This is a genomic window from Aquamicrobium sp. LC103 (assembly GCF_001014615.2).
GTDB lineage: Bacteria > Pseudomonadota > Alphaproteobacteria > Rhizobiales > Rhizobiaceae > LBCQ02.
In genome coordinates this window covers 56,302-82,629 of record NZ_LBCQ02000001.1, presented here as the reverse complement: position 1 = coordinate 82,629, position 26,328 = coordinate 56,302, and the positions used below count along the sequence as shown (strand labels likewise).

Below are 26,328 nucleotides of genomic sequence, written 5' to 3'. Positions count from 1 at the left end.
TGCTCGCCGGCAGCCGCCCCCCTCTCTGCCGAGCGCTCACGCGCCCCCGGGAGGCATGTCGGGGACATGCCTCCGGCATTAACGGAGAAAGGATTGGAACAATGGCAAGGACATCGAAGAAGGCGAAGGCCGTCACGGTTGCGATGGTCGCGGAAGCGGCGGCGGATACGGAAATCCGCAGCGTCGGAGACGTGTTGGCGAACGTGGTCGCGGCTTTGCCCGCATCGGAGGCGGAAGCTGAAACCGTCGCGGATGCGGCCAGCGTTGCGGCGGAAGCCGTGAACGCCCCGGAAGCGGAAGCCGCAGCGGTTCCCGCAAGCGGCGAGACGGTTTTCATCCCGCTCAACAAGTTGAAGAAGTCGCCCCGGAACGCCCGCAAGACCCCGCATACTGAGGCGGAAATCGAAGCCTATGCGGCGAGCATCGCCGCCAAGGGCATGTTCCAGAACCTCGTTGTGGAGCCGGAGCTTGATGCGGACGGGAAGCCGACCGGCTTCTATTTCGTCAGCATCGGCGAAGGCCGCAGGCTGGCGCAGTTGCTTCGCGTGAAGCGCAAGGAGATCAAGCGGACGGAGCCTGTCCGTTGCGTCGTCGACACGGAAAACGATCCGTTCGAGATCAGCCTTGACGAGAACGTGACGCGCGCGGCCATGCACCCCGCCGATCAGTTCGAGGCGTTTCACGAGCTTTCGCAAAAGCGCGGACGGGGAGCGGCTGAAATCGCGGCCCGCTTCGGCGTCAGCGAGCATGTGGTGAAGCAGCGGCTTCGGCTTGGCACTGTCAGCCCCAAGCTGATGAAGGTCTATCGCGAAGGCAAGCTGACCCTTGAGCAGTTGCAGGCGTTCGCCGTCACGGACGACCATGCCCGTCAGGAGCAGGTTTTCGCGAACCTGCATTACAACAAGGAGCCGTGGATCATCCGCCGCGACCTCACGGCGAGCAACGTGGAGGCGACGGATCGGCGCGCGGTCTTCATCGGTGCGGAGGATTATCTGGAAAATGGCGGCACGATCATCCGCGACCTGTTCACGGAGGATCGCGGCGGCTACTTCGAGGATGCCGCGCTGCTAGACCGGCTTGTCATCGGCAAGCTGGAGTGGATCGCGCAGTCGATCCGGGAAACGGAAGGCTGGAAGTGGTGGCAGGCGTCCATCGACTATCCGCATTCCCACGGCTTCAGGCGCGTCTATCCGCATCCGGTGGAGCTTTCCGACGAGGAAGAAGCCATCTACGCCGCCGCGCAGGAGAAGCATGCGGCCCTGTCGGAGAAGTGGGACGGAGCCGACGAGCTTCCGCCGAAGGTGGCGAAGCGCCTGCAAAAGCTCGGGGACGAGATCGCCAGCATCGACGCGCGGCGTCATGCCTATGATCCCGACGAGATCGAGCGCGGCGGTCTTTTCGTCGTGCTGAACCGCGACGGAACGCCCCGCATCGAACGCGGCTTCATCCAGCCCCAGGACGAAGCGCCGGAGCCGGAAGTGGAGGAAGTCGCGGACGGTGAAACCGTCATCGACGGCGTTCGCGTGAACGATGACGGCGAGATCATCGAGGATGGTTCCGACCCGGACCCCGATGGCGGCGACAAGGAACCGGAAGGCGATGCGGGCCAGCCGCTTCCCGACCGTCTCATCTGCGACCTGACCGCTCACCGGACGCTTGGCCTGCGCCTTGCACTTGGCGAGCAGCCGGACATGGCCTTGATCGCGGTCACCCATGCGCTCGCAGCGCAGACCTTCTATCTCGGCATGAACGCCCATGCCCTCGAACTCCGCCCCACCAGCGCGCGCCTTGGCGAGCATGCGGTCGGCATCGAGGACACCGAGGCGGCGAAGGCGCTTTCGGATCGTCATGCCGGATGGGCGCAGGACATGCCGCAGGACGTGGCGGACCTGTGGGATTTCATCGCCGGTCTGGATCAGGCGAGCGTCATGGCGCTGTTCGCGCATTGCGCCTCGCTCACGGTGAACGCCCTCAAGCTGCCGTGGGAGCATAAGCACCGCGCCTATGAGACGGCGGACAGGCTGGCGACGGCCCTTGCGCTGGACATGGGCCAGCACTGGACGCCGACCGTCAGCGCCTACCTTGGCCGCGTGACGAAGGCGCATATCCTCGCCGCCGTGCGCGAAGGCGCTGGCGACGAGGCGGCGGAATGCCTCGCAGGCATGAAGAAGCAGCCGATGGCGGAAGCTGCCGAGCGGGAGCTTGCCGGAACCGGATGGCTCCCGTCGCTCCTGCGCACCGAGCCGCCCGCATGGGCGGACGACGCGCAGGCGGAAGCCGACGCGACAGCGGACATGCCGGAAGCGGAGGAACCGGACGATCCGGAGGCGATGCCCGCCGAGACGCCGGACCCCGACGCTGCCGACCCGGATGCGCCGGAGGCCGACGAGCCACCCCGGGACCCGCTGGACCCCGACGCGCAGGAAACCGCTGACCCGGAGGAAGCCCCGGTCAGTCCGGACCCTGACACCGAGGACATGGACGGCGAAGCCTTCCACGAAGCAGCCGAGTGAGCCGCGAAGGCCGGAACCACTTCGGCGGTTCCGGCCAGCCTCCCGACAACACCGAGGACATTTCCGGCCGCGCCAGCGCGGCCGGAAACCTCGACCGCACGACAGGAACAGGACCATGAGAAGCTATATCGAGCAGCGGGCGATGCTGGCCCGCATGGAGGCGGCGCGCGCCGAGACCGAGCGCCACCTTGCCATCGTAGAGCGGCAGATCGCCGCCCGCGCCGAGCGCATGACAGTAACCAGCCAAGCCAAATCCCGGCAAAGCAGGCATCGGCGTTCCAACAGCATGTGGACCACCGCCGACGAGCGGATTTATCAGGAGAACCTCGCGGCCATCCGTTTCGAGCGGCGCAGCGAGATCGAGGCGCTCGCCCGTAAGCTGGCGCGGCAGACCGGAGCCATTGCCGCCTTCCGAGTCCGCCACCGGATCAACGAGCCGGAACGGGAGGCGGTGTCATGACACGGCGTTTCCCCCGCACCGAAACGCTGATCCCCGACGAGCTGCGCGACCGGCTGATAGACAACGGCCGCACCGCCGAGGTTCAGGACGGCTTCGACCCGTTCCCGGTCGTGATCACGCCCGACGCAGGAGCGACATGGCTTATCACCGAAGCCTATCCCGAAGGCGATGACCTTCGGCTGTTCGGCTTGTGTGATCCCGGCCTTGGCGACCCGGCGCTAGTTTACGCGCTGCTGAGCGCGATTGAGGATGTGCGCGGCAAGCTCGGCCTGCCGGTCGAACGCGACCTGTATTTCAAGACCGAACACCGCCTCAGCACATACGCCAAGATCGCCCGTCATGCCGGGATGATCGTCACATGAAGCGGCGATCCGGCACGACCACCACCGCGCCGGATCGCCCTCGCCAGAGCGGAGGCCGAGCATGATCGTCGGAATCGTCATGTCCGTGGCGGCGATCGCCACGCTCTGCGTCCTCGCCTACAGGCTCGCGACCCACGCGCTCCCGTTCATGATTGCGCTCGCCGCCGCCCGCTTCGCTCACGGCACCGGAGCCGGTCTTGTCGGCGCAGGACTGGTCGGCCTCGCTGCGGCGGCGGCATCCTTCGCCATTCTAGCTTTCCTGTTCGCCACCGCGCGAGCGCCGATCCTGCGCGTGACCATCGCCGTGATCTTCGCCGCGCCCGCCGCCGTGGCGGGCTATGCCATCGTGCATGGTGTCGCCGCCGACATCGTGCCGTCCCCGATCTGGCGGCAAATCTTCTCCATCACCGGCGCAATCGCGGTCGGCGTCTCCGCGCTCGCGCGCCTTGCCGCGCCGCTCCCGCCCGTCGCCCGGTAGCGGCGACAGAACCCACGATTTACGGAAATCCGCCTTTGCAGCTTTCAGGCAACCTTGGCGACGCCCACGATGATCGCCGTCACCTCGCCGGCGGAATCCGCGAGCGGCAGATAGAGCCGCGCAATGCGCGCCGGCCCGCCCGGAAGCTCCACCTGGTCCTCCATCATCAATGTGCGGCCCGACGCGAACACCAGCGCGGATTCATTCTCGGCGTGATCGCTTGACGGCGTGAGCCGGCCGACAGGCTGGCCCGTCATCGCCACCCCGAATATGCGGTCGACAACCCGGCCGCTGCACTCGATCCTCGGCGTTTCATCCGATTCGGCCGGACGCCGGATCACCACGATCACATCATCCAGATCGGCCAGCCGCCCTGCGATGTTCTCGGCCAGCGGCAGCGCTGCGCCGTCACCGCGCGCCAGCCAGAGCCGATAGAGCCGACCGAGCACCGGATGGCGGTCGGCCATCAGTCGAGAATCCATACAGGTCTTCACCGTCGAAGGGTCAACCAGATTTTCTGGTTTCCTGTTTTTCGGTTTAATTGGTCTGCCGGTTTCGTCAATGGCCGGCAGCGCATATGCAGAAAACCCTTCGCTCGCAAAGGCATGTGCGCCTCGTTCGACTCGTGGTCGACAAGCGCCGCGAAGCCGGCATGAGCCAATCCGACCTTGCAGAAGCGCTCGGCCGATACCAGTCGGTCGTCGCGGCAATCGAATCCGGCGGACGCCGTGTCGATGTAGTCGAGTTCCTTGAGCTTGCGGAAGTGATCGGCTTCGATCCCTATGAAGTCCTCCGAGAAGTGGCCGAGACCGCCCAGGAGCAGAAAGCAGCTTCCAAGCCGTCATAGTCAATCATAACGACGATAGGCGACTTGTCGGCATCGGTCTGAGAATTTTGGGCGTCGCCCTTCGGGCCGGGCTTTACTCGCCGCTTGCGGCGGCTCCCGAAGCTCCTGCGGGTCTTCGCGCATGCGCGTGACAATCCCTGACGCAAGGACGGCGGCGGCGGACATTCGCCCGGCAAAGCCCCGCGTTCGCAGGGCTCGGCCGGTGGCCTGTCCTAGTTGGCGGCGCGGCGGCTGCACGATCAGATCTTCGCCCATTTCTCGCCTTCCGCCTCGACCACGCCCGCAACGAGCCGATCGGAGCGGGGAAGCCCGGATCGTCCAGCTTGACCGAGAGATAGTCGCTGCCCTTGCCAAGATGAACGTCGCCTTCCACGCCGCGCCGAACCCGGTGGCTATTGCGGCGAACACAGGGAAATCCAGACTCTTCTCGTTGCCGCTGCCTTTGCTCGGCCGAAGTGACGACGCCCTTCACCGACTTGACGTTTCGGGTGCGAGGCTGGCCTTGCCCAACCCGGTGAAGCCGTTGGCGGTGCTTGCGATGAAAGCGCTGACCGATTGCAGCCATGACGCGATTTCCCGTTTCTGACTGATTCAGTCCACCCCCACAGCAACCTCGATCTGGTTCTTCTGACCGAAGACCGGCGACGCAAGCGCCGCCTCGATCCTATTCCCGCAACACCCGCCTGCGGCTTTTTTCCGCCGCCGAACCACCCCATGCAAAAGGCTGCATGAGGCCCCGACTCGGCTTTGCATCGCGAAACAGATGTGGAGGATTCAAAGCTGCCATGAATAGCAGACTCTACGGTCTCCACATCTTCAAAAAAGTCCTCGCCGGGTGTTGCAGGCAGATCGTCCCCGGTCCGCAGCCCCCTATCGAGGCCGCGATGGGCGCGGCCCGATCAGCAGAAGGAAATCGCATCATGGCTACAATCGGCACTTTCACGCGCACCCCCAACGGCTTCACCGGGTCGGTCAAGACCCTCACCCTCAACGTGAAGTCCGTGAAGGTCGTCGAGGCCGAGGGCAGCGACAACGAGAAGAGCCCGGACTTCCGCGTGCTCACCGGAGCCACCGAGTTCGGCGCGGCGTGGAAGGAGAAGTCCGCCAAGGGCAACGACTACCTTTCGGTCAAGCTGGACGATCCGAGCTTCCCCGCTCCGATCTTTGCGAGCCTGGTCGAGACGGAAGGCGAGGAATGGGCGCTGATCTGGTCGCGCCGCCGCCCCGCCAACTAGGACAGGCCACCGGCCGAGCCCCGCGAAAGCGGGGCTTTGCCATGCTCATGCCCGCCGCCGCCTCAATGGAATACGGCGAGCTGCGCTCCGGTTTGTCCTGATCGGCTACGGCTGGCGCCTTGCCGATCCCGAGGGGAAGCCAAGGGGTCTTACCCCTTTCTCCCCTCAAGCGCCGCCTGCGCGATGGCAGGGCCGCCGGCTCGCAGAACGGGCGAAGACCGTCATCCTTCCGATCATCGTCATTCCGTCCCGCTCACCCTGGCAGCCCGGCCATGCTCGCCGGCACTTGTCCCCTCCCGTCCCCGCGCGCTCACGCGCCCCCGGGAGGCATGTCGGGGGACATGCCTCCGGCAATTACGGGAAAGGAAAGGACCATGCACCACCATCTTGCAACGCGGTTCGGCCGCAACAGCCACCAGATCAGCGGACGCGAAGCCCTCGACAATGAAGCGCTCTATCGTCATGTGCCGTCGATCTTCGCCCGCGAAGCGCATGACAGCCGCTCGGAGCGTTACGTCTATGTCCCCACCATCGACATCGTGGAGGGGTTGCGCGGGGAAGGATGGTTCCCGTTCTTCGCCGTCCAGTCCGTCCCGCGCGACGGCAGCCGCCACGGCCACGCCAAGCACATGCTGCGCATGCGCCGCGAGGACGGCATTGGCCAGCCGGAGGCGGCGGAAGTCATCATCGTGAACAGCCATGACGGAACGTCCAGCTACCAGATGTTCGCCGGCATGCTGCGTTTCGTCTGCACCAACAGCCTTGTTGCGGGCGAGCTCTTCGAGGAAGTCCGCGTGCCGCACAAGGGCAATATCCAGCATGAGATCATCGAGGGCGTCTATTCTGTCGCGGAAGACTTCCCGCGCCTGATCAACGCCGCGGAGACGATGAAGGAAATCACCTTGTCGGCGGACGAGCGCACCGTGCTGGCGGAGGCAAGCCTTGTCGTCCGCTACGGCGAGGATGAAAGCCCGATCCGCCCGGACCAGATCATCCAGCCGCGCCGCCGCGAGGATGACGGGCGAAGCCTCTGGATGACGTTCAACGCCATTCAGGAGAACCTGATACGTGGCGGCCTGCATGGGCAGAAGCGCAACGCCGAAGGCCGCATCCGGCGCAGCCAGACCCGCGCCGTCAACGGCATCGACCAAAATGTGAGCCTCAACCGCGCGCTCTGGACGTTGGCAGAAGGCATGCAGCGCCTCAAGATGCGATGACCGTCATGCCGTAGAGCCGGAACCGGGCTCTACGGCTTTCCGCATCCGGAATTTTCCGCCGATCCGTAAATCCGCATCGGCGGCGCGGCTGCGCCTCACCGACACGGACGCCGCTCGCCGGGCTCCGCCCGGCTCGCGAAACCACGGTCGACCGGCCAACCAGGCCGAATTTCACTGTCAGGGTGGACAGGGGATATAACCACCTCTGAGCAGGATCGCCTGCCACTCCGAGTACAAAGTTATGGTGTAACGAAGGAGGGTAGTTCAAGCCCCTGCGGCTGGCGCAGGCGGAGCCGCCGCAGCCTTCTTCCTTGATTCGAAGGCCTTGCGCCGGCGGCGCTTGGACTCCCCAATCCGCCAGGTCTTCGACTGGACGATATCGCAGTACGTCTCGAACGCATCAGTGGCGGCGGGTTCGCGCTCTTTTGCGAAAAACTCTTCGATCCGCTCCGGTAGGACTACGGTGCTGCCGCTTTCCAGCGAGCAATTGAATATATCGATCTGCGGGGCCGGTTCGCGAGTCTTTTCGTCATTCAGCGTAAACCCGGCGTCGACCACAGCAGCCACAAGCCCGTCAAACGCGACCTTCAGCTCGGCCTCATCCTGCCCGGAGAGGCAGAGGTCATCCATGTACACAGATGGGGTGATGGTTTCGGGCAAACCACGCAGGAACGCGCCGATGGGCGATTCCGCGAGAACAAGCGTGGCGAGGATAGGGGACTGGATAAACCCGTAGGGCAAAACATAGCCGCCACCATCAAACGGATTCTTGACCGTCGACCACTTCGCATAATGTTCGGCTTTGGAAATGCCTATGCTTTTAAGGACGCGCTTCAGGCGGTTGCGCTTGACGCTGTAAAAGAACCGGCTGATATCTACACGGCAGAAAAAGGCGTTCTTGCGGTGCCGGTGGAGGGCCACCACGTGGGAGCCGTCCTTGAAGTGATAAATGAAATTGTCGAAGGTGTACTTTTTAGCGACCTTGCGCTTGATCTTTTTGCCGAGTTCCTCACCGAACGAGTTCGGGACGTAGATCGGCTTCCCCTTTTTCCAGTAGGAATGTTTGAAATTTTCGAATTCGAGAGGCATAGTTGACCACCTTGCTGATCAGTTCAATCGCAATTTCCGCATTCTTCATAAGAAGAAGAGAAATCTTCAGAACCAATACAGCAAGGTGAAGGCGCTTCAGATTATTCATCATGGGCGTTCTCCATTGCTAGACTCCGGCATACCTGCAACCTCATCTTCACGATGGAGTTGTCAACTGAGAGAAGGTATTCCCGAAGCCCAGTCCCCCGGGTGCTTCCCGAGGGTCACACCGAGATACCTGTGGCCAGCGCGAGGTGCAGCCTAACGCCGAAGTCGTCGGTGAGATATGGATGACGTTACGGCATTTCAAGGCGTCGGACAGCTAACATTGAGTTTTTGTTAGCCAGTACCGGTTGGATGACATTCGGTCGGACGATCGCCTAATCAGCCCGGCCATCGTTGATGCCCTCGCATCTCGCGTGAGCAAATCCAAACCTACTTACCGAACCGGCATAACCGCTGTACCCGCCGCCGAAACACGAGAGTGTGACTTTAGCCAACTCAATTCCTGAAGCACATTGTCAAGTTAAAAGGTGGTGGGGGTCAAAATGATGCGGAGGAAACATGCCCAACATCAACGACTGGATGGCCAACGCTGCCTATCTCTTCATCCTGCTTCTCGACCGCCCCGCCATTGCCTGGGAGCATCTTCGGCGTAGTCCGGACTACCGGAACGACTGGCGCCGCTTCAGCTCGCGGGGCCAGAAATCGTCGGACGCGCACGCGCGAAAATGGGGGTTACGATTTCTTCGAGAATCCAGAGACGGATGCCCGTGACGCGCTGCCTTTCTGGCAGCCTGATCCCGACATCGCCCTGACCATCGCGCCGGACGACAATCCGGATACCGTGTCGCCGATCTTTGATCCGTGGCGTTTCCCCGGCCGCAAGGCGATCGGGCACGACGGCTACCGCCTCGCGCTGAAGCTCACCCGGCACGGTCGCTCCTGGCACGTCAATATCGCCTCCGCTCTCGATGCGGCCGAGCCGTTCATCTTCTCGGTCGCTCCGGACGAACGGGCCGGCGCGCGTCTGCGCGAGGCGAAGGACATGCTGGCGATGATCGCCGGCCGGCACGCCGGTTGCGTCGGCCGGCGCGGATCGGCCGAGCCGATCATCACCATGCAATCCTTGCAGGCGCTCGACGGACACCTTGCCGGCGCGAGCGAGCGCGACATCGCCATTGCAATCTTTGGCGAGCGCATCGTGAAGGAGAAATGGCACAGCGACAGCGAGTTGCGCGCCAAGGTCCGCTATCTCATCCGGCGCGGCCGCTTCCTCGTGAACGGCGGCTATCGCCGCCTTCTCTGGGGCGCAGCCGCGCGCAGGACCGGCGAGTTTCCCATGCCTGCCGCCGTCGCGTCAGGGAGAAAGCCCGCCGGCCGGGATTCTCCATACGCAGCAGGATAGGCTTTGCCCAAGCTGCCTCCGAACCGCTGGACCGGGCCACGCTCGGCCAGCCTGAGACGGAGGCAGCAACGTGAATCGTCCCGAACCCACGCCGGCTGGCCGCTACCTCACCAATGAGGAAGCGGCCGCCTATCTCAAGCTCTCGCCGCACACGCTGAACAAGAGGCGCGTCACCGGCGGCGGCCCGCGATTCCACAAGCTCGGCTCCCGCGTCGTCTATGCGATCGACGACCTTGAAAGCTGGATCGAGGCGCGCGCCTGCACCACCACCTCCGACCCACGCTACGCCAAAGCGCGCTGATCGACGGAACCCGCATGGCGCGCAGGCCCGCTTCCGAGCGCGACCAGCTCGAATTGTTCCGCTCCCGCCCCGGCGACATGGCCGCCCGCGATGCACAGGATCTCATGGCCTATCCCTTCTTCTCCCTCGCCAAGTCGAAGCGCGTCCAGCCGATCCGGTTCGAGGCCGGCGACGTCCGTATCCATGTCGAGGCTCCGGCCGAATTTGGCCTCGCCACCATCTGGGACGCCGACATCCTGATATGGGCCGCCTCGCAGATCGTCGACGCCCGCGATCTCGGCCTGCGCACTTCGCGGCTCATGGCGACCACGCCCTACGAGATTCTGACCTTCATCGGCCGCGGCACATCCGTCCGCGACTATCAGCGCCTCAAGGCCGCGCTCGACCGCCTGCAAGCCACCACCGTCGCCACCTCGATCCGCCAGCCATCCGAGCGACGCCGGCACCGCTTCTCATGGATCAACGAATGGAAGGAACGGCTCGACGGCAAGGGCCGGCCGCTCGGCATCGAGATGATCGTGCCCGACTGGTTCTATGAAGGCGTCCTCGACAACGCCCTGATCCTCACCATCGACCGTGATTACTTCGATCTGCTCGGCGGCATCGAACGCTGGCTCTATCGGCTGGTGCGCAAGCATGGCGGCCATCAACTCGGCGGCTGGAGCTTCGATTTCCGCCATCTCTATTCCAAGTCCGGAAGCCTCTCGCGCTTCTCGAACTTCGCCTGCGATCTCCGCGACATCGTGCGCCGCCAGCCCTTGCCCGGCTACCGGCTGCGCGTCGACCGGCTCGATGACGGCCGCGAGCTGCTCGCATTCGCTCCGGGCCTGCCGCGTCTGCCCGTTCGTTCAAGGGAGGCTGTGGAAACACTGTGAATCGTCTCGTGCTATCGAAGGCATCCAGCCTCGTGCTATCGGATGCACGACTATCGTGCTATCAAAGGCACGGACAGGGCCTAACGCATTGCGACATCTCGCAAATCCGCGCCCCTAACTTTCCTAATACAGAATCTAACTTTTCTTCTTGGGGCGTCTGCGATGTGCAAAACATCCCCTCCGGCCCTCCGTCGAGGTGCGCGCCATGATCGTCGCGCTCCTCAACCAGAAGGGCGGCGTCGGCAAGACCACGCTCGCCACCCATCTCGCCGGCGAGCTGGCCGCCTCCGGCGCCCGCGTCACCGTCATCGACGCCGACCCGCAGGGCTCGGCGCTCGACTGGTCGCAGCGACGTACGGAAGGCGACCTGCCGCGCCTGTTCGGCGTCGTCGGCCTGCCGCGCGAGACGCTGCACGCCGAAATCCCCGACCTGGCACGCGGCGTCGATCACGTCGTCATCGACGGGCCGCCGCGCGTCACCGCGCTCGCCCGGTCCGCGATCCTCGCCGCCGACCTCGTGCTGATCCCGGTCCAGCCGTCACCCTATGACGTCTGGGCGTCGGCCGAGATCGTGGCGCTGGTCGGCGAGGCGCGGCTGTTCAAGCCGCAGCTTCGCGCCGCCTTCATCGTCAATCGCCGCATCGTCGGCACCATCATCGGCCGCGACGTGCGCGCAGCCTTGCCCGAAGACATCCCGGCACTCGCCCGCGACATCGGCCAGCGCGTCATCTTTGCCGAGAGCGTCGCCACCGGCCGGCTCGCGCGCGAGCTGGAGCCCGGCGGGGCCGCCGCGCTCGAGATCGCCGCGCTCGCGGCCGAGATCATGGGAGGCGTCTCATGAGCGGCAAGCGTGTCAGCTTCGGCGCGAAGCCCGCAGCGCCCACGGCCGATGCCTGGGTCAAGCAGGGCAACGGCGCAGAAGGGTCAGCCAATCCGGCCATCCAAGCGGCGTCGCCCAAGGCCGACATCTACACCGCGCGACTGACCATCGACGTGACCCCGGAGTTGCGCGGCCGCGTCAAGGTCGCTGCTTTCCGGCAGGGCGTCACCGTCGCCGAGATGATCCGCGACCTGCTCGAAGCGCGCTTTCCGAGCGAGGGAGGCAACGCATGAGCACGCGCCGCTACACCAGCGCCACCACCATCTTCGTGCCCGATCGCATCAATGTCTGGCTGCGCTTTGCGAGGCCGGTGCGCAAGCGACGGCTCGACCGCCGCCGCAGCCTCGCTTTGTTCGCGCCGGACAGCGTGTTCGCGCTTCTGCGTTGGGAGCGCGGGCCGCATGGCACGGCCATCTCGCATATCTACATCATGCGCGCCGTAGCTCCCGGCGAGACATGCTCGATGTGGCCCTTCGTGCATCCCGGTGCCGAGACCCTGCTGTTCGTCTCCGGCTGGCACCAGGTCGAGCGCGCCTTGCAGGCGATCGACGCCGTGGAAGCGCTCGGCCTCGATCCGGCCGACGCCACGCCGGACTACTGGCGGCACGTCCACAACCAGCTCTGGATTCGCCAGCCGCCGCATCCCTATACGGCCGAGCAGCATCGCGCCTGGCTGCGCCGCCGCGAGCTGCTGTCATGACTGTGCGCGGCTTCACCCTCGCCATGACCGTCGGCGGCGCCCTGCTGATCGCCGTGCCTGTCTGGTCTGGACACGCGCCGCGCTTCAGCTGGAACGTGTCGGCCAGCCTCCCGCTCGGCCTCTATCGCATCGAGCCCGCAACCGGCATTGCCGTCACGGATATTGCCATCGTCATGCCGCCCGACGCGCTGGCAGCCTTCCTTGACGAGCGCGGATACCTGCCTCGGGGTGTGCCGCTTCTCAAGCGCGTGCTCGCGCTCGGCGGCGAGACCGTGTGCCGTCACGGCAACGACATCATCGCCTACGGTACGCTCTACGGACAGGCCCGCGCGCGCGACACGCACGATCGGCCGCTGCCGGTCTGGCGTGGCTGTCACATGCTGCGCGACGGCGAAGCCTTCCTCATGAACTGGGGCGCCGCAGATTCCTTCGACGGCCGCTATGTCGGCCCGCTTCCCGTCACCAGTATCGTCGGCCGCGCGGTTCCGGTCTGGACTGCCGACGACACCGATCCGAGCCCAGCGGAACAGTCCGCCCGGCCGGTTTCCGCCGGGCCATAGCGGTCCGGCTTCCGCAACCGCACAGGAGGACAAGATGCCCCAGATTGGCACTTTCACGAAGACCAAGGCCGGCTATGCCGGCCATGTCAGGACGCTCGCCCTGGACGTCGAGCTGAACATCCGCCCGGCCGAGAACTCCGACGCTGAAAACGCGCCGGACCATCGCATCTACGCCGCCGACGACCGCGAGGTCGGCGCGGCGTGGAACCGCAGCGGCGAGAAGGCCGGCGACTACCTCTCGGTCGCCCTCGACGACCCGACCTTCACGCAGCCGATCCGCGCCGCCCTGTTCCGGTCGGAGGCCGACGAGAAGGTCTGGAACCTGATGTGGAACCGGCCGTCGAAGCGCGACGAGAAGGAATAGCACGATGCCCGCGATGCTCCGATCCGGAATGATCCTCATCCCTCTGATCGGTCGGATCGCGAATCATCCCTCCGACCCGATCGCCTGTCAGGCGGCCATCGCGCGCAGCGCAGGTCAAGGGCGGCCGCATCGCGGCCGGCGCAGCCTTGCCCTTGACCGAAGCGAGCACGGTGGCAGGCTGGCGGCGTTCGGGCAGGGCGTTTCTCGCACGCGGCACGCGGCCTTCCGGAGCATCATGCCGGCGTGCTTTGCCTGTATCATGCTCGCGCTGTCGGGTGTCGCTGGTCATGCCGAACAGGCGTCCGCGCCGCCGCCGGACAGCGCGTCCGTCGAACGTCATGACGACGCCGATCCGTGGGCCGCGTCGATCGCCGAAGCGTCGCGCCGCTTCGACATTCCCGAGCGCTGGATACGCGCCGTTATGGGCGCAGAGAGCAACGGCGACACGCGCGCCGTCTCGTCCAAGGGTGCGCGCGGCCTGATGCAGATCATGCCCGCTACCTGGGACGAGCTGCGCGCTCGTCATCGGCTCGGCGGCGACCCCTTCGATCCGCAAGACAACATCGTCGCTGGCACCGCCTATCTCAGCGAGATGCGCGAGCGCTACGGCATGCCGGGCGCGCTCGCCGCCTACAACGCCGGACCGGCACGCTACGAGGAACACAAGCTCCTCGGCGTGCCGCTTCCGGCCGAGACGATCGCCTATCTCGACAAGCTCGCGCCAATCTTCGGCAGCGGCCCGCCTGGGCTCTTCGCAGGCCCCGGCGGGCACGGTGCCGCATCGCAGCACCCGCCCCTGTTCGCGATCGACACGGCGGCGGAATCGTTGGCATCCACGTCATCGGCCGAAAGCCTGTTCGCCACCGACAAGCGCCGCGACAGGCAACAGGAACCCGCTGAAACCGAGAGCCCCGACGTGCAGACGGATTGATCGCATGGCAACGCTGAAGCACCCGAACGGAGCGCCGAAGGCGCAGGGCAAGATAAAAGCGGACGGCACGCGGCCGTCCGGAATGTGTTGTCTGCACGTCGGTTGGGGCGGCACGCGGCGGGTGGCCGCGTGTGCCGGTCGGTTAGCCAAGCCTTTGACGGCGCGGCATCATTCGCGTGCTTCATCGCATCGGCTTGTCCCGGCTTGGACGGAGCGCCGCCGTGGCTGAGCGTGACGAAGACCGCTTCCGGCCGAAGGTCGCGCCGCCGAAATCGCGAGGCAGCGCGCGGACTCCGAAGTTCACCAGCCGCGTGCTCAAGGCCACGTCGAAGGCGGGACCGGCCGGCGGCGGGACGCTCCAGCGGCGGCCGTCGCGATCAGGCGCCCGCTTCGGCCGAGGTCATGTTGCGGCGAAGCTCGCCGGCCAGTCCCTTCGCGGCAATGCCCGCCGCGTCGTCATCAAGACCCGGCTGGTCAATCTGGAGAAGGCCAGCGCACGCTCGACCATCACCCATCTGCGCTACATCGAGCGCGACGGCGTGACGAGAGACGGCAGCAAGGCCCATGCCTATGGTCCCGGCACCGACGAGGCCGACATCGAAGCCTTCGAGCAGCGCGGTCACGGCGACCGGCATCAGTTCCGGTTCATCGTCTCGCCCGAGGACGCCGACGACATCGGCGACCTGAAATCCTATACGCGCGATCTCATGAGCCGCATGGAAGCTGATCTCGGCACGCGGCTTGATTGGGTCGCAGTCGATCACTGGAACACCGACAACCCGCACACCCATATCGTCCTGCGCGGCCGCCATCCGGACGGATCGGATCTGGTGATTGCCCGCGACTACATCGCCAACGGCATGCGCAACCGCGCCCGCGAGTTGGCGACCGAATGGCTCGGCCCGCGCACCGAGATGGAAATCCGCACCGGCATGCTGCGCGAGGTCGTGCAGGAGCGATGGACCGGCCTCGACCGGATGATCCAGCGCGAGGCGGACGAGGGCGCCATCAACCTGCTGTCGGAGCCGGCCGACGCGCAAGGCCGGTTCCGCCGCACGGCGATGATCGGCCGGCTCCAGCGGCTCACAGAGATGGGCCTTGCCGATCACACCGGCAACTGCGCTTGGACGCTTCATGCCGATGCCGAGGCCACCTTGCGCCAGATGGCCGAGCGCGGCGACATCATCCGCACCATGCAGCGCGCCATGTCCGGCATGAAGCGTGAGCTGGTGGTGCTCGACGGCGCATCGTCGCCCGCGCCGGTCGTCGGCCGCATCGTCGACAAGGGGCTGGCCGACGAGCTTTACGATCGCGGCTATCTGATCGTCGACGGCATCGACGGCCGCGCCCATTACGTTCCGCTCGCCGCCGGAACCGATCTGGAAGCATTGCCGATCAGCGGTATCGTTGAAACCCGCGCCGCCACGGAGCGGACGGTGGACCGGACCGTCGCCGGGCTCGCCGTGGACGGCATCTATCGCACCGACCAACATCTCGCCGTCGAGCGCGCGGCTGCAAAGCCCGAACACGATCCGGAGAGCTTCGTCGCCGCCCATGTCCGCCGCCTCGAAGCGCTGCGCCGCGCCGGCATCGCCGAGCGCATCGAGGACGGCGTGTGGCGCGTGCCCGACGATCTAGCCGAGCGCGGCAAAGCATACGAAGCAAAACGGCTTGGCGGCGTCGATGTCGAGCTGCGTTCACATCTGCCGATCGACCGGCAGGCCCGCGCCATTGGCGCGACCTGGCTCGACCGCCAGCGCTTCGGTGACGTGTCCGGCCTAGCCCAGACCGGCTTCGGCGCCGAGGTCCGCGATGCGATGCGCGATCGGGAGGACTACCTTGTCGAACAGGGTCTCGCCGAGCGGCGCGGCCATCGCGTCTTCTTCGCCCGCAACCTGCTCGCCACCTTGCGTAGCCGGGAGATCGAAGCGGCCGCGAAGAAGATCGCCGACGAGACCGGCTTGCAGCATCGAGCCGTTCAGGACGGCGAGCGCGTCGGCGGCGTCTATCACCGCTCGATCATGCTCGCCAGTGGCCGCTTCGCCATGCTCGACGACGGCATGGGCTTCAGCCTCGTGCCCTGGCGGCCTGTTCTGGAAAAGCATCTCGGCCAGTCCGTCGCCGGCGTCGCGCGCGGCAACAGCGTGTCGTGGGAGTTCGGACGAAAGCGAGGCATCGGTGTCTGACCGGCGGCAGGATCATGCGGAATACCGCTTTTCTTGTCAGAAAGAGCGGTATTCCGCTTCTCCTGATGACGGAGGAATCCCCTCCACGAACGATATTGATATGGCCGGCGAAATCAGACATAATGTCCTCACTTATTCACAAATGAGGGCAATTTGTCTGATGCCGAAAACGGCTCGACCTGAAGAGGTTTTCCGCGCCCACGGAGGCCAGCTCCGCATGAGCGAAGCGCTGGGGCAGGGCCTCAGCCGCTATACGCTCTATGCGCTCAAGGACCGGGGCGTCATCGAGCAGATCAGCCGCGGCGTCTACCGTCTCGCCGATCTGCCGCCCATCGGCAATCCCGATCTCGTTACCGTCAGCCTGCGCTTTCCGCACGCCGTTATCTGCCTTGTCTCCGCGCTGTCCTGGCATGGGATCACCACCCAGATCCCGCATGCGGTCTCCCTGGCTATCCCCCGCGATTCGCGCTCGCCTTCGCTCGACTATCCGCCGGTCCTCGCGCATCAGTTTTCGGAAGCCTCGTTCAAGGCCGGCATCGAGCACCATGACATCGACGGCGTGCAGGTGAGAATCTACGACGCCGAGAAGTCGATCGCCGATTGCTTCAAGTTCCGCAACCGGATCGGTATGGATGTGGTGCTGGAGGCGCTCCAACTCTACCGGCAACGCATGAAGTTCGATTCCGGCAAATTGCTCAAATACGCCAAGGTCTGCCGGGTGGAGAACGTCATGCGCCCCTATGTGGAGGCCATTGCTTGTTCACCGGCGCGTTTCTAGGAGCCAAGCGCGAGAAGGTCGCGGCCGAAATCTTGCAAAGGCAGGACTTCGATGCCGTCGGCCAGGGGGAACCGCTCGGTTCCGGGATAGACGACGATCCGCCGCTGAGGCTGCAAATCCTCACAGGCATGATGGAAACCGCGCTCGACCTTGGGCGAGAGGCTGCGCTTGACCTCGACTGCCCAACGTTCTCCCCCCGGCAGAGTCAACACGAGATCGACCTCGGCTCCGCCGCCGCTGCGAAAGAAGTTCGCCTGCGACCCGTCCGGCATGGCCGCGTGCGCTGTTTCGATCACCATACCTTCCCAACTCGCCCCGGCGACAGGATGCGCCAGCAGGTCATCGAGCGTCGCCAGACCAAGCAGGGAATGGACGATGCCGCTATCGCGGACATAGACGCGCGGCGACTTCACCAGCCGCTTTCCGGCATTGGAATGCCACGGCTCAAGGCGGCGGACCAGCAGCAGGTCCACCAGCAGATCAAGATAGGAGGCCACCGTCTTGCCGTCGATGCCGAGGGCGCGGGCAAGCTCCGCGGCGTTCAGCAACGCGGACTGGCGGTGCGCGAGCATCGTCCAGAAGCGTCGCAGTGTTTCCGCGGCGATGCGCGGCCCCAGCATCGGAATGTCGCGTTCCAGATAGGTGCGGATGAAGTCCTGCCGCCAGCGCAGGCTGGCCCGGTCGCTCGAGGCGAGGAAACTGTCAGGAAACCCGCCCCGAACCCAAAGACGATCGAGATCGACGGGCGGAACTTCCAGCGCGTCAATGGGGCCGAGTTCGGTATAGGCGATGCGCCCCGCCAGCGTTTCGCCGGACTGCTTCAGCAATTCGATCGAAGCGGAGCCGAGCAGCAGGAAGCGGCCGGCACGCAATCCCTTGCGACGGCCTCGGTCGATCAGTCCGCGAAGGTTCTGGAACAGATTTGGTAGACGTTGCACCTCATCGAGGATGACGAGCTTGTCTTCGTGATCCGCAAGGTACAATTCGGGCTCGGAGATCTTCGCCCGGTCCGCATCCGATTCGAGATCGAGATAAAGCGAGGGGCGCTGCTCGCCGATCTCGTGGGCGAGTGTAGTCTTGCCGACCTGGCGCGGGCCGAGTAGCGCGACGGCAGGGCTTTGATCTAGGAGCTTTGCAAGCTCCGCAGCTTTTCGACGCTCAATCATCCTTGCAATTATGGACCAAGCATCCAGATTTGCAAGGATATAATGTTGCCCCATTATAGAGGCGCCGACACGCGACCCATCGCCGCAATACAGGATTGTCAGATTAATTATATAAGAATAAGAGATGATAACCAGTTGTATTTAGATCATCTCTGCTGCCTATGGCGGCGGAAAAGGTCTTTGACTTAACACCTTCAAGCAACAAGCCTCGTGCCCGATCGGCCCCTTGCGCGGGCCGACATGCGGCAATGGTGCGGGGCGCGAATGACGCCGACGAAGGTGCTCATCGGACAAATGCTGGTCGTGTTCGGCATCGCGCTTGCCGGCACATGGGCCGCAACGCAATGGGTTGCCTTCCAGCTCGGCTTTCAGGCCCGACTCGGCGAGTCCTGGTTCCTCGTTGACGGCCTTCCCTTCTACTATCCCTGGCGGCTGTTCGAGTGGTGGTACGTCTACGAAGCCTACGCGCCGGATGTCTTCCGCACCGCCGGCTTTATCGCCGGCGGAAGCGGTATCGCCGCCGCGCTTTCCGCCATCGTCGGGTCGGTCTGGCGCGCACGGCAGGCGAAGCACGTCACCACCTATGGCTCCGCCCGCTGGGCCGACCGCAAGGACATCACTGAGGCCGGCCTGACCAAGCAGTCGGGCGTCTTCCTCGGCCTGATGGGCGGCACCTATCTGCGCCATGACGGTCCCGAACACATCATGGCCTTTGCCCCGACGAGATCGGGCAAAGGCGTCGGCCTGGTCGTGCCTACGCTTTTGTCATGGCCGCACTCGGCTGTGATCCACGACATCAAGGGCGAAAACTGGACGCTGACCGCCGGATGGCGCGCGCAGTTCTCCCATTGCCTGCTGTTCAATCCGACAGACCCGAAGAGCGCTGCCTACAATCCGCTGCTGGAGGTCCGCCGCGGCATCCATGAGGTGCGCGACGTCCAGAACATCGCAGACATCCTCGTTGACCCCGAAGGCGCGCTGGAGCGCAGATCTCATTGGGAGAAGACCAGCCATTCGCTGCTGGTCGGCGCGATCCTGCATGTCCTCTACGCCGAAGAGGACAAGACGCTGCGCGGCGTCGCTAACTTCCTCTCCGATCCGGCGCACCCCTTCGAGAGGGCGCTGTGGTCGATGATGACGACAGCGCATCTCGGCGAGGCCGGTCCGCATTCCGTCGTCGCCAGCGCCGCGCGCGAAGTGCTGAACAAGTCGGAGAACGAACGCAGCGGCGTGCTCTCCACCGCCATGTCCTTCCTCGGTCTCTATCGCGACCCGACCGTGGCCGAAGTCACGTCGCGATGTGATTGGCGCATCGCCGACCTGATCGCTGCCGAACATCCCGTCTCGCTCTATCTGGTCGTGCCGCCATCCGACATCTCGCGCACCAAGCCGCTGATCCGGCTGATCCTCAACCAGATCGGCCGCCGCCTCACTGAAAGTCTCGACGGCTCGGACGGCATCGCGCGGAACCACAAGCTGCTCCTGATGCTCGACGAGTTTCCGGCGCTGGGAAGACTGGATTTCTTCGAGAGCGCATTGGCGTTCATGGCCGGCTACGGCCTGCGCTCCTTCCTTATCGCCCAGTCCTTGAACCAGATCGAGAAGGCTTACGGCCCGAACAACTCCATCCTCGACAACTGCCATCTGCGCATCGCCTTCGCGACCAACGACGAACGCACCGCGAAGCGGATTTCGGACGCGCTCGGCACCGCGACCGAGCTGCGCGCCCAGCGCAACTACGCGGGACACAGATTGTCGCCCTGGCTCGGCCACCTGATGGTCTCGCGGCAGGAGACGGCGCGGCCGCTGCTCACCCCCGGCGAGGTGATGCAGCTCCCCGACCATCAGGAGATCGTCATGGTCTCCGGCCATCCGCCGGCGAAGGCGACCAAGATCCGCTACTTCACGGACGCGAATTTCACCGCGCGCGTCCTCACCGCCCCGATCCTCGGCAACGGCGCCTATGCGGACCGGCCCGCCGCCCGCGCCGACGACTGGACCGGGCTCGCGCAGCCGAAGAAGCCGGCCATGCCTTCCGTCATCGCCGCGGTCGGCGAGGACGAAGGCGGACACCAGATCGCGCCGCAGCTCGACACGGCCGAAGTCGTCCGCCTGCACGAGCAGCCACGCGACGATCTCGCCGTGCTCGATGACGAAACCGACGATCCCGGCACCCGCGACGGCCGCCTTCCGCAGCCGGCGCAGCAGTTCCGCCGCATGGCGCGGCTCGCCTCGCTCGATCCCGATGACGGGATCACGCTATGAGCAAGGCGCGTCTCAACATCTTCATCGAACCCGACCACGCAAGGCGACTGCGCCGGCTCGCGGCGATGAAGGGCGAGACCCAATCGGCGATCGTGGCGGCCGCCTTGTCATCCTTCCTGTCTCCGGACGGAGCCGACCGGCGCGAAGCGGCGATCATCGCGCGGCTCGATCGCCTCTCCAACCAGTTCGACCGGCTGGAGCGCGACCAGACCATCCTGATCGAAACCCTTGCGCTGTTCGTCCGCTACACATTGTCAGTATCGGCGCCGCTTCCCGAAGCCCATCAGCAGGCCGCCCGTGCGCAGGGCCGAATCCGCTTCAACCAGTTCATCGAGCAGCTCGGCCGCCATCTCCAGCGCGGCAACAGCCTCGTGAGGCAGGTCCATCAGGAGATCATGCCCGACGAAACCGGCTTCTTCGGCCTGGACGATGACGATGTTGCGGAGTCTGGTGAACCGGCTGCGGAGGCGAGTTCATGACCGCCACCGCAGCGCGTTCGCCCGCGCGCATCGTCAGCGACCGTCAGATTCGCATGCTGCGTAGCGCGATGGGGCCGGCAATCATCACGGCGCTCGACGATCCCGATGTGGTGGAGGTCCTGCTCAATCCGGATGGACGGCTCTGGATCGACCGGCTAGGCTCCGGCCGCGAGCCCACCGGCACAAACCTCTCGGCCGAGGACGCAGCTCGCATCATCAAGGTCGTGGCGAACCATGTCGGTCTCGAAGTCGACCGCGATCACCCGATCCTGTCCGCCGAATTGCCCGAGACCGGCGAACGCTTCGAGGGCGTCCTTCCGCCGATCACTTTCGCGCCGACCTTCGCCATCCGCAAGCGCGCGGCCGGCGTGATCCCGCTCACCCGCTATGTCGCGGAAGGCATCCTCACGACGGCACAGGCCGCGTTCCTGAGAACGTCCGTGCTCGACCGTCGCAACATCATCATCGCCGGCGGCACATCGACCGGGAAAACGACACTCGCCAACGCGCTGCTTCAGGAGATCGCGGCAACCGGCGACCGCGTGCTCGTGCTCGAGGATACGATCGAGCTGCAATGCGCGGCCGAGGACTATGTGACGCTGCGCACCAAGGCCAGGACAGTCACGACGGCCGACCTCGTGCGCTCGACCCTGCGCCTACGGCCGGACCGCATCATCGTCGGCGAGGTGCGCGGCGCGGAAGCGCTGGACTTGTTGAAGGCATGGGGCACCGGCCATCCGGGCGGGCTCGCCACGCTCCATGCCGGCTCCGCGCGCGGAGCGCTCATCCGGCTTGAGCAGCTCATACAGGAAGTCGTCGTTACCGTGCCCCGCGCCCTGATCGCGGAGGCCGTCGACATCATCGTCTTCATCGCCGGCCGCGGCAGCAAGCGCCGCGTCGAGGAAATCATTCGCGTTACGGGCCTCAACGGCGATGCCTACGCGATCGAGCACGTCACCGGAGAATAAAGATGCCCTTCATCACTTCCGCATTCACGCCTTTCCTGATTTCAGGAACAAACCAGAAACACAAATCCGCAAAGCCGGATTCCCACTTTTCCGTAAATCCGCATTCGCGCCGTTCCGGTAATACGCTTCGTCGCCATTCCGGATTTGCGCTTCGCCGCCTTTGCGGAAACTACCGAACCCGCCTTTCCGGAATATCGGCATTCCTGATTTCCGCCTTCCTGGTTTCCCCCGTTTACGCCGCCGGTTCATCCATGCCGTGGGAAGCCCCGCTGCAATCCATCCTCGAATCCATCGAAGGGCCGGTCGCCAAGATCGTGGCCGTCATCATTATTATTGTCACCGGCCTGACCTTGGCATTCGGCGACGCCGGAGGCGGCTTCCGCAAGCTGATCCAGATCGTCTTCGGCCTGTCGATCGCCTTTGCGGCCAGCTCCTTCTTTCTCAGCTTCTTCAGCTTCGGCGGTGGAGCGCTGGTCTGATGGCCGCCTATGTCGACGGCTTCGAGGTGCCGTTGCACCGCTCGCTCACCGAGCCCGTCCTGATGGGCGGTGCGCCGCGATCCGTTGCGATCCTCAACGGCACGCTCGCAGCCGCCATCGGCATCGGGCTGCAATTGTGGATTGGCGGCGTCCTGCTCTGGATGGCGGGCCATGCACTCGCCGTCTGGGGCGCGAAGGCCGATCCGCAATTTATGGAAGTCTTCTCCCGCCACCTGAAGCACCGCGCATTCATGGAGGCGTGACACGATGATGAGCCTTGCCGAATATCGCAGGCGTCCGGCCTCCCTCGCGGACTATCTGCCCTGGGCCGGACTGGTCGCGCCGGGCGTCGTGCTCAACAAGGACGGCGCGTTTCAACGCACGGCGCGGTTTCGCGGTCCCGATCTCGACAGCGCCACCGAAAGCGAGCTGGTCGCGACCACCGCACGCCTCAACAATGCACTGAAGCGCCTCGGCTCCGGCTGGGCGCTCTTTGTCGATGCCGAACGGCGTGTCGCCGCCGACTATCCGGTCTCGGAATTTCCGGAAGCCGCCTCCTGGCTAGTCGAGGAGGAACGGCGAGCGGGTTTCGAGGAAGCCGGCACGCATTTCGAGAGCGCCTACCATGTCTCGCTCACCTTCCTGCCGCCATCCGAAGGCAAGGCCCGCGCCGGCCAGCTCCTCTACGAAAGCACCGAACGCCGCACGGTGAACTGGCGCGATCATCTCGCCGCCTTCATCTCCGAGACCAACCGCTTCCTCGCATTGCTGGATGGCGTCATGCCGGAAATCGGCTGGCTTTCCGACGAAGAGACGCTGACCTACCTGCATGGCTGCGTCTCGCCGCGCCGGCATCCTATCGCTGTTCCGGAAGTGCCATTCCATCTCGACGCGCTCCTCCCGGACAGCGATTTCACCGGCGGGCTCGCGCCTATGCTCGGCGACCAGCATTTGCGCGTGCTCACGGTTCGCGGCTTCCCGCCGTCGACCTGGCCGGGCGTGCTCGACGATCTCAACCGGCTCGGCTTCGCCTATCGCTGGTCGACGCGCTTCCTGCCGCTCGACAAGGCGGAAGCCGAGCGCGAATTGACCAAACTGCGCCGGCAATGGTTCGCAAAGCGCAAGGGCATCGTCACGCTCCTGCGCGAAACGATCTTCCAGCAGGAGATCCCGCTGGTCGATTCCGATGCGGCCAACAAAGCGGCCGATGCCGACGAGGCCCTGCAGGAACTCGGTGCCGATGCCGTCGCCTATGGCTATGTTACCGCCACCGTCACCGTCATGGACGAAAGCCCGGACCTCGCCGACGAGAAGCTGAAGGCCGTCGAGCGGATCATTCAGGGGCGCGGTTTCGTCACGATCCCCGAGACGTTGAACGCGACCGAGGCGTGGCTGTCCTCGATCCCCGGCCATGCCTACGCCAATGTCCGGCAGCCGCTCATATCGACCCTCAACCTTGCCCACATGATGCCGGTCTCGGCAGTCTGGGCAGGGCCGGAGAAAAACGCGCATCTCGACGCGCCGCCGCTGATCGTCACCCGCACGGCCGGCGGCACGCCGTTCCGTCTGGTGACGCATATAGATGATGTCGGCCACACGCTGATCGTCGGCCCGACAGGCTCCGGCAAATCCGTGCTGCTCTCGATTCTCGCGCTTCAGTTCCGTCGATATGTCGGCTCGCGCGTCTTCATCTTCGATAAGGGCGGCTCGGCGCGGGCGACGGTGCTCGGCCTCGGCGGCGAGCACTACGACCTTGGCGCGGCCGACTCGATCGCCTTCCAGCCGCTCGCCGGAATCGACAACGAGCAAACCCGCGCATGGGCTGCGGAATGGATCGCCGGGCTCCTCGGCCATGAGCATGTCGAGATCGCGCCCGACGTGAAGGAAGCCGTCTGGGCAGCACTCACCAGCCTCGCATCCGCGCCGCGCGAGGAACGCACGCTCACCGGCCTGTCGACGCTCCTGCAATCCAACCGGCTGCGTCAGGCCATCCAGCCCTACACGCTCTCCGGTCCTCACGGCCGGCTGCTAGACGCCGACAGCGATCGTCTCGGCGTTGGCGACGTGCAGGGCTTCGAGATGGAGGAGCTGATGCACACGGCGAGCGCCGTGACGCCGGTGCTCACCTATCTGTTCCACCGCCTCGATGAGCGCTTCGACGGATCGCCCACCCTGATCGTGTTGGATGAGGCATGGGTCTTCCTTGACGATCCAGTCTTCGCCTCGCGCATCCGCGAATGGCTGAAGACGCTCAGGAAGAAGAACGTTTCCGTCATCTTCGCCACGCAGTCGCTTGCCGACATCCAGCGTTCGGCCATCGCGCCGGCCATCGTCGAGAGCTGCCCGGTCCGCATCTTCCTGCCGTCCCCGCAGGCGACCGAACCACAGCTCCGTTCCATCTATGAAGGGTTCGGCCTCAATGACCGCCAGATCGGCATCATCGCGCGTGCTCAGCCTCGGCGCGACTACTACTACCAGTCCCGCCTCGGCAACCGTCTGTTCGATCTCGATCTCGGTCCTGTCGCGCTCGCCTTCGCCGGCGCCAGCAGTCCCGACGATCATCGCGCGATCGACCATGTTCTGTCCGCCTTCGGGCCGGACGCCTTTCCAACCGCCTGGCTCGATGCGCGCGGCCTCGGCTGGGCGGCCGAACTCATCCAGCAGTTCCCCCTTCCACATAATCAGGAGACAGCATCATGAACAAATCCGTTCTGCTCGCCGGCGCTTGCGCTATCGGCCTTACGCTCGCAGCGCCAGCATCGGCGCTGATCGTCTACGATCCAACCAACTACAGCCAGAACCTGTTGTCAGCGGTTCGGGCGCTGGAGCAGATCAACAACCAGATCACCTCGATTCAGAACGAGGCGCAGATGCTCATCAATCAGGCGAAGAACCTGACGAGTCTCGACTTCTCTGCGCTGAACGACCTGAAGCAGACCATCGCCAAGACGAAGAGTCTGATCGACCAGGCCCAGGGCCTCAGCTTCGACATCGACTCTATGGAGCAGCAGTTCAAGCAGCTATACCCGCAGGAGTATGCTGCCTCCGTTTCCAATGACGATATGGTGCAGCAGGCGCGCGAGCGATGGGAACGATCGCGTGAGGCGCTCGAAACCGCCATGCTCATGCAGTCGCAGGTTTCCGAGAATCTCGGGGCCGACGAAGGCACGCTCGGCGATCTGGTCAACCGCAGCCAGTCGGCCGCCGGCATCCTCGAAGCGACACAGGCGACCAACCAGCTCCTCGCGCTTCAAGCCAAGCAGGCAATCGACGCCGCGAGACTGAAACTCGCGCAGGACCGCGCCGTCGCCGCCGAGCAGGCACGCGCTATCACCGAGGAAGAACGCGCCCGCGAGGTCCGCCGCCGCTTCATGGGCGACGGCAACGGCTATTCGCCGGCAACTGTCCGTCTCTTTCGCGACTGAAGGAGATCGCCATGATCGGCCAGCTCATCCGCCTCGGTGCCGTCGCCGCTGTCGGCGCCGGCTTCGTGTTTCTCATCCAGCAATCGCACGCCGATGATACGGCCGAAAGCCTCGCTGCCGATCCGGAACGGTTGCGCGAGGTGCAAAGACTCTGCTCGCAGGATTGGGTCGGCACTGGCGACGCGCTCTGCACGGCCGCCAGCCAGGCCCGCCGCAAGCGGTTCATGGGCTCAGGCGGGCCGCGCTACACGCCGCATCCGGTCGAGCTGTTCCCGTCGCTGGAAGAGGATGGAAAGCCGAAGGCGAACGAGGTCGAGCCTGACGATTCCACCATGCCCGCCAAGCCGGATGCGGAGTAGGCC

The 26,328-nt window shown here is 65.0% G+C and carries 30 protein-coding genes and 1 pseudogene; 28 read left to right on the top strand and 3 right to left on the bottom strand.

The features are described from left to right. Positions 1-101: 101 nt before the first annotated feature. From XW59_RS00435 to XW59_RS00420, 4 genes are all read left to right on the top strand, one after another. Positions 102-2,513, top strand: coding sequence for a ParB/RepB/Spo0J family partition protein (locus tag XW59_RS00435; protein ID WP_047147130.1), 2,412 nt, complete (start codon positions 102-104; stop codon positions 2,511-2,513). A 115-nt stretch (positions 2,514-2,628) separates the two neighbouring features. Next, a complete protein-coding gene (locus XW59_RS00430) occupies positions 2,629-2,973 on the top strand; it encodes a hypothetical protein (protein WP_047147131.1) in 345 nt (114 codons plus the stop codon). Continuing rightward, positions 2,970-3,335 carry a DUF2958 domain-containing protein gene (locus XW59_RS00425; RefSeq protein WP_047147132.1) on the top strand — a complete coding sequence of 122 codons (366 nt, stop codon included), beginning with the start codon at positions 2,970-2,972 and terminating at the stop codon, positions 3,333-3,335. Before XW59_RS00430 ends, XW59_RS00425 begins: the two co-directional genes overlap by 4 nt. A 61-nt stretch (positions 3,336-3,396) precedes the next feature. Next, positions 3,397-3,813, top strand: coding sequence for a hypothetical protein (locus tag XW59_RS00420; protein WP_047147133.1), 417 nt, complete (start codon positions 3,397-3,399; stop codon positions 3,811-3,813). Between the two features lie 44 nt (positions 3,814-3,857). On the opposite strand, the gene XW59_RS00415 is transcribed toward XW59_RS00420, so the two are convergent. Next, positions 3,858-4,295 (bottom strand): hypothetical protein, encoded by a 438-nt coding sequence (locus XW59_RS00415; RefSeq protein ID WP_136068363.1) that lies wholly within the window; start codon positions 4,293-4,295, stop codon positions 3,858-3,860. 95 nt (positions 4,296-4,390) lie between these two features. Between XW59_RS00415 and XW59_RS00410 the strand changes: the two genes are divergently transcribed. From XW59_RS00410 to XW59_RS00395, 4 genes are all read left to right on the top strand, one after another. Continuing rightward, positions 4,391-4,660 carry a helix-turn-helix transcriptional regulator gene (locus tag XW59_RS00410; RefSeq protein WP_047147135.1) on the top strand — a complete coding sequence of 90 codons (270 nt, stop codon included), beginning with the start codon at positions 4,391-4,393 and terminating at the stop codon, positions 4,658-4,660. Positions 4,661-5,015: 355 nt separating this feature from the next. Beyond that, positions 5,016-5,246, top strand: coding sequence for a hypothetical protein (locus XW59_RS29230; protein ID WP_047147136.1), 231 nt, complete (start codon positions 5,016-5,018; stop codon positions 5,244-5,246). Between the two features lie 334 nt (positions 5,247-5,580). Continuing rightward, positions 5,581-5,895: a DUF736 domain-containing protein gene (locus XW59_RS00400; RefSeq protein WP_047147137.1), complete on the top strand. Its 315-nt coding sequence runs from the start codon at positions 5,581-5,583 to the stop codon at positions 5,893-5,895. A 374-nt stretch (positions 5,896-6,269) separates the two neighbouring features. Continuing rightward, a complete protein-coding gene (locus tag XW59_RS00395) occupies positions 6,270-7,112 on the top strand; it encodes a DUF932 domain-containing protein (protein WP_047147138.1) in 843 nt (280 codons plus the stop codon). A 264-nt stretch (positions 7,113-7,376) separates the two neighbouring features. Here the strand turns inward: XW59_RS00395 and XW59_RS00390 are convergent, their stop codons facing one another. Next, complete coding sequence (locus tag XW59_RS00390; protein ID WP_047147139.1) at positions 7,377-8,201, bottom strand: reverse transcriptase domain-containing protein; 825 nt, start codon at positions 8,199-8,201, stop codon at positions 7,377-7,379. A gap of 564 nt (positions 8,202-8,765) precedes the next feature. On the opposite strand from XW59_RS00390, the gene XW59_RS00385 reads away from it, so the two are divergent. From XW59_RS00385 to XW59_RS00330, 12 genes are all read left to right on the top strand, one after another. Continuing rightward, positions 8,766-8,978: a DUF6499 domain-containing protein gene (locus XW59_RS00385; protein ID WP_136068365.1), complete on the top strand. Its 213-nt coding sequence runs from the start codon at positions 8,766-8,768 to the stop codon at positions 8,976-8,978. A 70-nt stretch (positions 8,979-9,048) separates the two neighbouring features. Beyond that, positions 9,049-9,609, top strand: a complete 561-nt coding sequence (locus XW59_RS00380) for a DUF2285 domain-containing protein (RefSeq protein WP_136068367.1) — start codon at positions 9,049-9,051, stop codon at positions 9,607-9,609. 70 nt (positions 9,610-9,679) lie between these two features. Beyond that, entirely contained in the window at positions 9,680-9,910 is a 231-nt protein-coding gene (locus XW59_RS00375; protein WP_047147140.1) for a helix-turn-helix domain-containing protein, read from the top strand. A 14-nt stretch (positions 9,911-9,924) separates the two neighbouring features. After that, positions 9,925-10,785, top strand: a complete 861-nt coding sequence (locus XW59_RS00370; protein WP_047147141.1) for a replication initiator protein A — start codon at positions 9,925-9,927, stop codon at positions 10,783-10,785. 205 nt (positions 10,786-10,990) lie between these two features. Next, positions 10,991-11,626 carry a ParA family partition ATPase gene (gene parA, locus XW59_RS00365; protein WP_047147142.1) on the top strand — a complete coding sequence of 212 codons (636 nt, stop codon included), beginning with the start codon at positions 10,991-10,993 and terminating at the stop codon, positions 11,624-11,626. Further along, complete coding sequence (locus XW59_RS00360; RefSeq protein ID WP_047147143.1) at positions 11,623-11,898, top strand: ribbon-helix-helix domain-containing protein; 276 nt, start codon at positions 11,623-11,625, stop codon at positions 11,896-11,898. The genes parA and XW59_RS00360 overlap by 4 nt, the downstream gene beginning before the upstream one ends. Next, positions 11,895-12,365 (top strand): DUF2840 domain-containing protein, encoded by a 471-nt coding sequence (locus XW59_RS00355; RefSeq protein ID WP_047147144.1) that lies wholly within the window; start codon positions 11,895-11,897, stop codon positions 12,363-12,365. Before XW59_RS00360 ends, XW59_RS00355 begins: the two co-directional genes overlap by 4 nt. Then, positions 12,362-12,925 (top strand): S26 family signal peptidase, encoded by a 564-nt coding sequence (locus tag XW59_RS00350; RefSeq protein WP_047147145.1) that lies wholly within the window; start codon positions 12,362-12,364, stop codon positions 12,923-12,925. Before XW59_RS00355 ends, XW59_RS00350 begins: the two co-directional genes overlap by 4 nt. 34 nt (positions 12,926-12,959) lie before the next feature. After that, complete coding sequence (locus XW59_RS00345) at positions 12,960-13,289, top strand: DUF736 domain-containing protein (protein ID WP_047147146.1); 330 nt, start codon at positions 12,960-12,962, stop codon at positions 13,287-13,289. Between the two features lie 4 nt (positions 13,290-13,293). Next, positions 13,294-14,220, top strand: a complete 927-nt coding sequence (locus XW59_RS00340; protein WP_246665965.1) for a lytic transglycosylase domain-containing protein — start codon at positions 13,294-13,296, stop codon at positions 14,218-14,220. A gap of 221 nt (positions 14,221-14,441) precedes the next feature. Continuing rightward, positions 14,442-16,406 carry a relaxase/mobilization nuclease and DUF3363 domain-containing protein gene (locus tag XW59_RS00335; RefSeq protein ID WP_047147236.1) on the top strand — a complete coding sequence of 655 codons (1,965 nt, stop codon included), beginning with the start codon at positions 14,442-14,444 and terminating at the stop codon, positions 16,404-16,406. A gap of 100 nt (positions 16,407-16,506) precedes the next feature. Beyond that, positions 16,507-17,184 (top strand): type IV toxin-antitoxin system AbiEi family antitoxin domain-containing protein, encoded by a 678-nt coding sequence (locus XW59_RS00330; protein WP_348639290.1) that lies wholly within the window; start codon positions 16,507-16,509, stop codon positions 17,182-17,184. On the opposite strand, the gene XW59_RS00325 is transcribed toward XW59_RS00330, so the two are convergent. After that, complete coding sequence (locus tag XW59_RS00325; protein ID WP_047147148.1) at positions 17,181-18,350, bottom strand: ATP-binding protein; 1,170 nt, start codon at positions 18,348-18,350, stop codon at positions 17,181-17,183. The two genes, XW59_RS00330 and XW59_RS00325, sit on opposite strands and share 4 nt — an antisense overlap. Positions 18,351-18,614: 264 nt before the next feature. Between XW59_RS00325 and XW59_RS00320 the strand changes: the two genes are divergently transcribed. From XW59_RS00320 to XW59_RS00285, 8 genes and pseudogenes are all read left to right on the top strand, one after another. Further along, positions 18,615-20,615, top strand: coding sequence for a conjugal transfer protein TraG (locus tag XW59_RS00320; protein ID WP_047147149.1), 2,001 nt, complete (start codon positions 18,615-18,617; stop codon positions 20,613-20,615). After that, complete coding sequence (locus tag XW59_RS00315) at positions 20,612-21,094, top strand: hypothetical protein (protein WP_047147150.1); 483 nt, start codon at positions 20,612-20,614, stop codon at positions 21,092-21,094. Before XW59_RS00320 ends, XW59_RS00315 begins: the two co-directional genes overlap by 4 nt. After that, a pseudogene (gene trbB, locus XW59_RS00310) lies at positions 21,091-22,026 on the top strand (P-type conjugative transfer ATPase TrbB); the annotation flags it as partial. The gene XW59_RS00315 and the pseudogene trbB, both read left to right, overlap by 4 nt. 227 nt (positions 22,027-22,253) lie before the next feature. After that, positions 22,254-22,541, top strand: coding sequence for a TrbC/VirB2 family protein (locus tag XW59_RS00305; RefSeq protein ID WP_047147237.1), 288 nt, complete (start codon positions 22,254-22,256; stop codon positions 22,539-22,541). Further along, on the top strand, positions 22,541-22,804 hold the full coding sequence (locus XW59_RS00300; RefSeq protein WP_047147152.1) for a VirB3 family type IV secretion system protein: 264 nt from the start codon (positions 22,541-22,543) through the stop codon (positions 22,802-22,804). The genes XW59_RS00305 and XW59_RS00300 overlap by 1 nt, the downstream gene beginning before the upstream one ends. A gap of 4 nt (positions 22,805-22,808) precedes the next feature. Next, positions 22,809-25,241: a conjugal transfer protein TrbE gene (trbE, locus tag XW59_RS00295; protein ID WP_047147153.1), complete on the top strand. Its 2,433-nt coding sequence runs from the start codon at positions 22,809-22,811 to the stop codon at positions 25,239-25,241. Further along, positions 25,238-25,966 carry a P-type conjugative transfer protein TrbJ gene (trbJ, locus tag XW59_RS00290; protein WP_047147154.1) on the top strand — a complete coding sequence of 243 codons (729 nt, stop codon included), beginning with the start codon at positions 25,238-25,240 and terminating at the stop codon, positions 25,964-25,966. The genes trbE and trbJ overlap by 4 nt, the downstream gene beginning before the upstream one ends. 11 nt (positions 25,967-25,977) lie before the next feature. After that, positions 25,978-26,325: a hypothetical protein gene (locus tag XW59_RS00285; protein ID WP_206077683.1), complete on the top strand. Its 348-nt coding sequence runs from the start codon at positions 25,978-25,980 to the stop codon at positions 26,323-26,325. The last annotated feature ends 3 nt before the right edge of the window (positions 26,326-26,328 follow it).

Excerpts from the sequence above, each read along its gene's own strand:
- XW59_RS00435 (WP_047147130.1), top strand. The coding sequence starts at position 102 with ATGGCAAGGACATCGAAGAAGGCGAAGGCCGTCACGGTTGCGATGGTC.
- XW59_RS00430 (WP_047147131.1), top strand. The coding sequence starts at position 2,629 with ATGAGAAGCTATATCGAGCAGCGGGCGATGCTGGCCCGCATGGAGGCG.
- XW59_RS00425 (WP_047147132.1), top strand. The coding sequence starts at position 2,970 with ATGACACGGCGTTTCCCCCGCACCGAAACGCTGATCCCCGACGAGCTG.
- XW59_RS00420 (WP_047147133.1), top strand. The coding sequence starts at position 3,397 with ATGATCGTCGGAATCGTCATGTCCGTGGCGGCGATCGCCACGCTCTGC.
- XW59_RS00415 (WP_136068363.1), bottom strand. The coding sequence starts at position 4,295 with ATGGATTCTCGACTGATGGCCGACCGCCATCCGGTGCTCGGTCGGCTC.
- XW59_RS00410 (WP_047147135.1), top strand. The coding sequence starts at position 4,391 with ATGCAGAAAACCCTTCGCTCGCAAAGGCATGTGCGCCTCGTTCGACTC.
- XW59_RS29230 (WP_047147136.1), top strand. The coding sequence starts at position 5,016 with ATGAACGTCGCCTTCCACGCCGCGCCGAACCCGGTGGCTATTGCGGCG.
- XW59_RS00400 (WP_047147137.1), top strand. The coding sequence starts at position 5,581 with ATGGCTACAATCGGCACTTTCACGCGCACCCCCAACGGCTTCACCGGG.
- XW59_RS00395 (WP_047147138.1), top strand. The coding sequence starts at position 6,270 with ATGCACCACCATCTTGCAACGCGGTTCGGCCGCAACAGCCACCAGATC.
- XW59_RS00390 (WP_047147139.1), bottom strand. The coding sequence starts at position 8,201 with ATGCCTCTCGAATTCGAAAATTTCAAACATTCCTACTGGAAAAAGGGG.
- XW59_RS00385 (WP_136068365.1), top strand. The coding sequence starts at position 8,766 with ATGCCCAACATCAACGACTGGATGGCCAACGCTGCCTATCTCTTCATC.
- XW59_RS00370 (WP_047147141.1), top strand. The coding sequence starts at position 9,925 with ATGGCGCGCAGGCCCGCTTCCGAGCGCGACCAGCTCGAATTGTTCCGC.
- parA (WP_047147142.1), top strand. The coding sequence starts at position 10,991 with ATGATCGTCGCGCTCCTCAACCAGAAGGGCGGCGTCGGCAAGACCACG.
- XW59_RS00360 (WP_047147143.1), top strand. The coding sequence starts at position 11,623 with ATGAGCGGCAAGCGTGTCAGCTTCGGCGCGAAGCCCGCAGCGCCCACG.
- XW59_RS00355 (WP_047147144.1), top strand. The coding sequence starts at position 11,895 with ATGAGCACGCGCCGCTACACCAGCGCCACCACCATCTTCGTGCCCGAT.
- XW59_RS00350 (WP_047147145.1), top strand. The coding sequence starts at position 12,362 with ATGACTGTGCGCGGCTTCACCCTCGCCATGACCGTCGGCGGCGCCCTG.
- XW59_RS00345 (WP_047147146.1), top strand. The coding sequence starts at position 12,960 with ATGCCCCAGATTGGCACTTTCACGAAGACCAAGGCCGGCTATGCCGGC.
- XW59_RS00340 (WP_246665965.1), top strand. The coding sequence starts at position 13,294 with ATGCCCGCGATGCTCCGATCCGGAATGATCCTCATCCCTCTGATCGGT.
- XW59_RS00330 (WP_348639290.1), top strand. The coding sequence starts at position 16,507 with ATGGCCGGCGAAATCAGACATAATGTCCTCACTTATTCACAAATGAGG.
- XW59_RS00325 (WP_047147148.1), bottom strand. The coding sequence starts at position 18,350 with ATGATTGAGCGTCGAAAAGCTGCGGAGCTTGCAAAGCTCCTAGATCAA.
- XW59_RS00320 (WP_047147149.1), top strand. The coding sequence starts at position 18,615 with ATGACGCCGACGAAGGTGCTCATCGGACAAATGCTGGTCGTGTTCGGC.
- XW59_RS00315 (WP_047147150.1), top strand. The coding sequence starts at position 20,612 with ATGAGCAAGGCGCGTCTCAACATCTTCATCGAACCCGACCACGCAAGG.
- XW59_RS00300 (WP_047147152.1), top strand. The coding sequence starts at position 22,541 with ATGGCCGCCTATGTCGACGGCTTCGAGGTGCCGTTGCACCGCTCGCTC.
- trbE (WP_047147153.1), top strand. The coding sequence starts at position 22,809 with ATGATGAGCCTTGCCGAATATCGCAGGCGTCCGGCCTCCCTCGCGGAC.
- trbJ (WP_047147154.1), top strand. The coding sequence starts at position 25,238 with ATGAACAAATCCGTTCTGCTCGCCGGCGCTTGCGCTATCGGCCTTACG.
- XW59_RS00285 (WP_206077683.1), top strand. The coding sequence starts at position 25,978 with ATGATCGGCCAGCTCATCCGCCTCGGTGCCGTCGCCGCTGTCGGCGCC.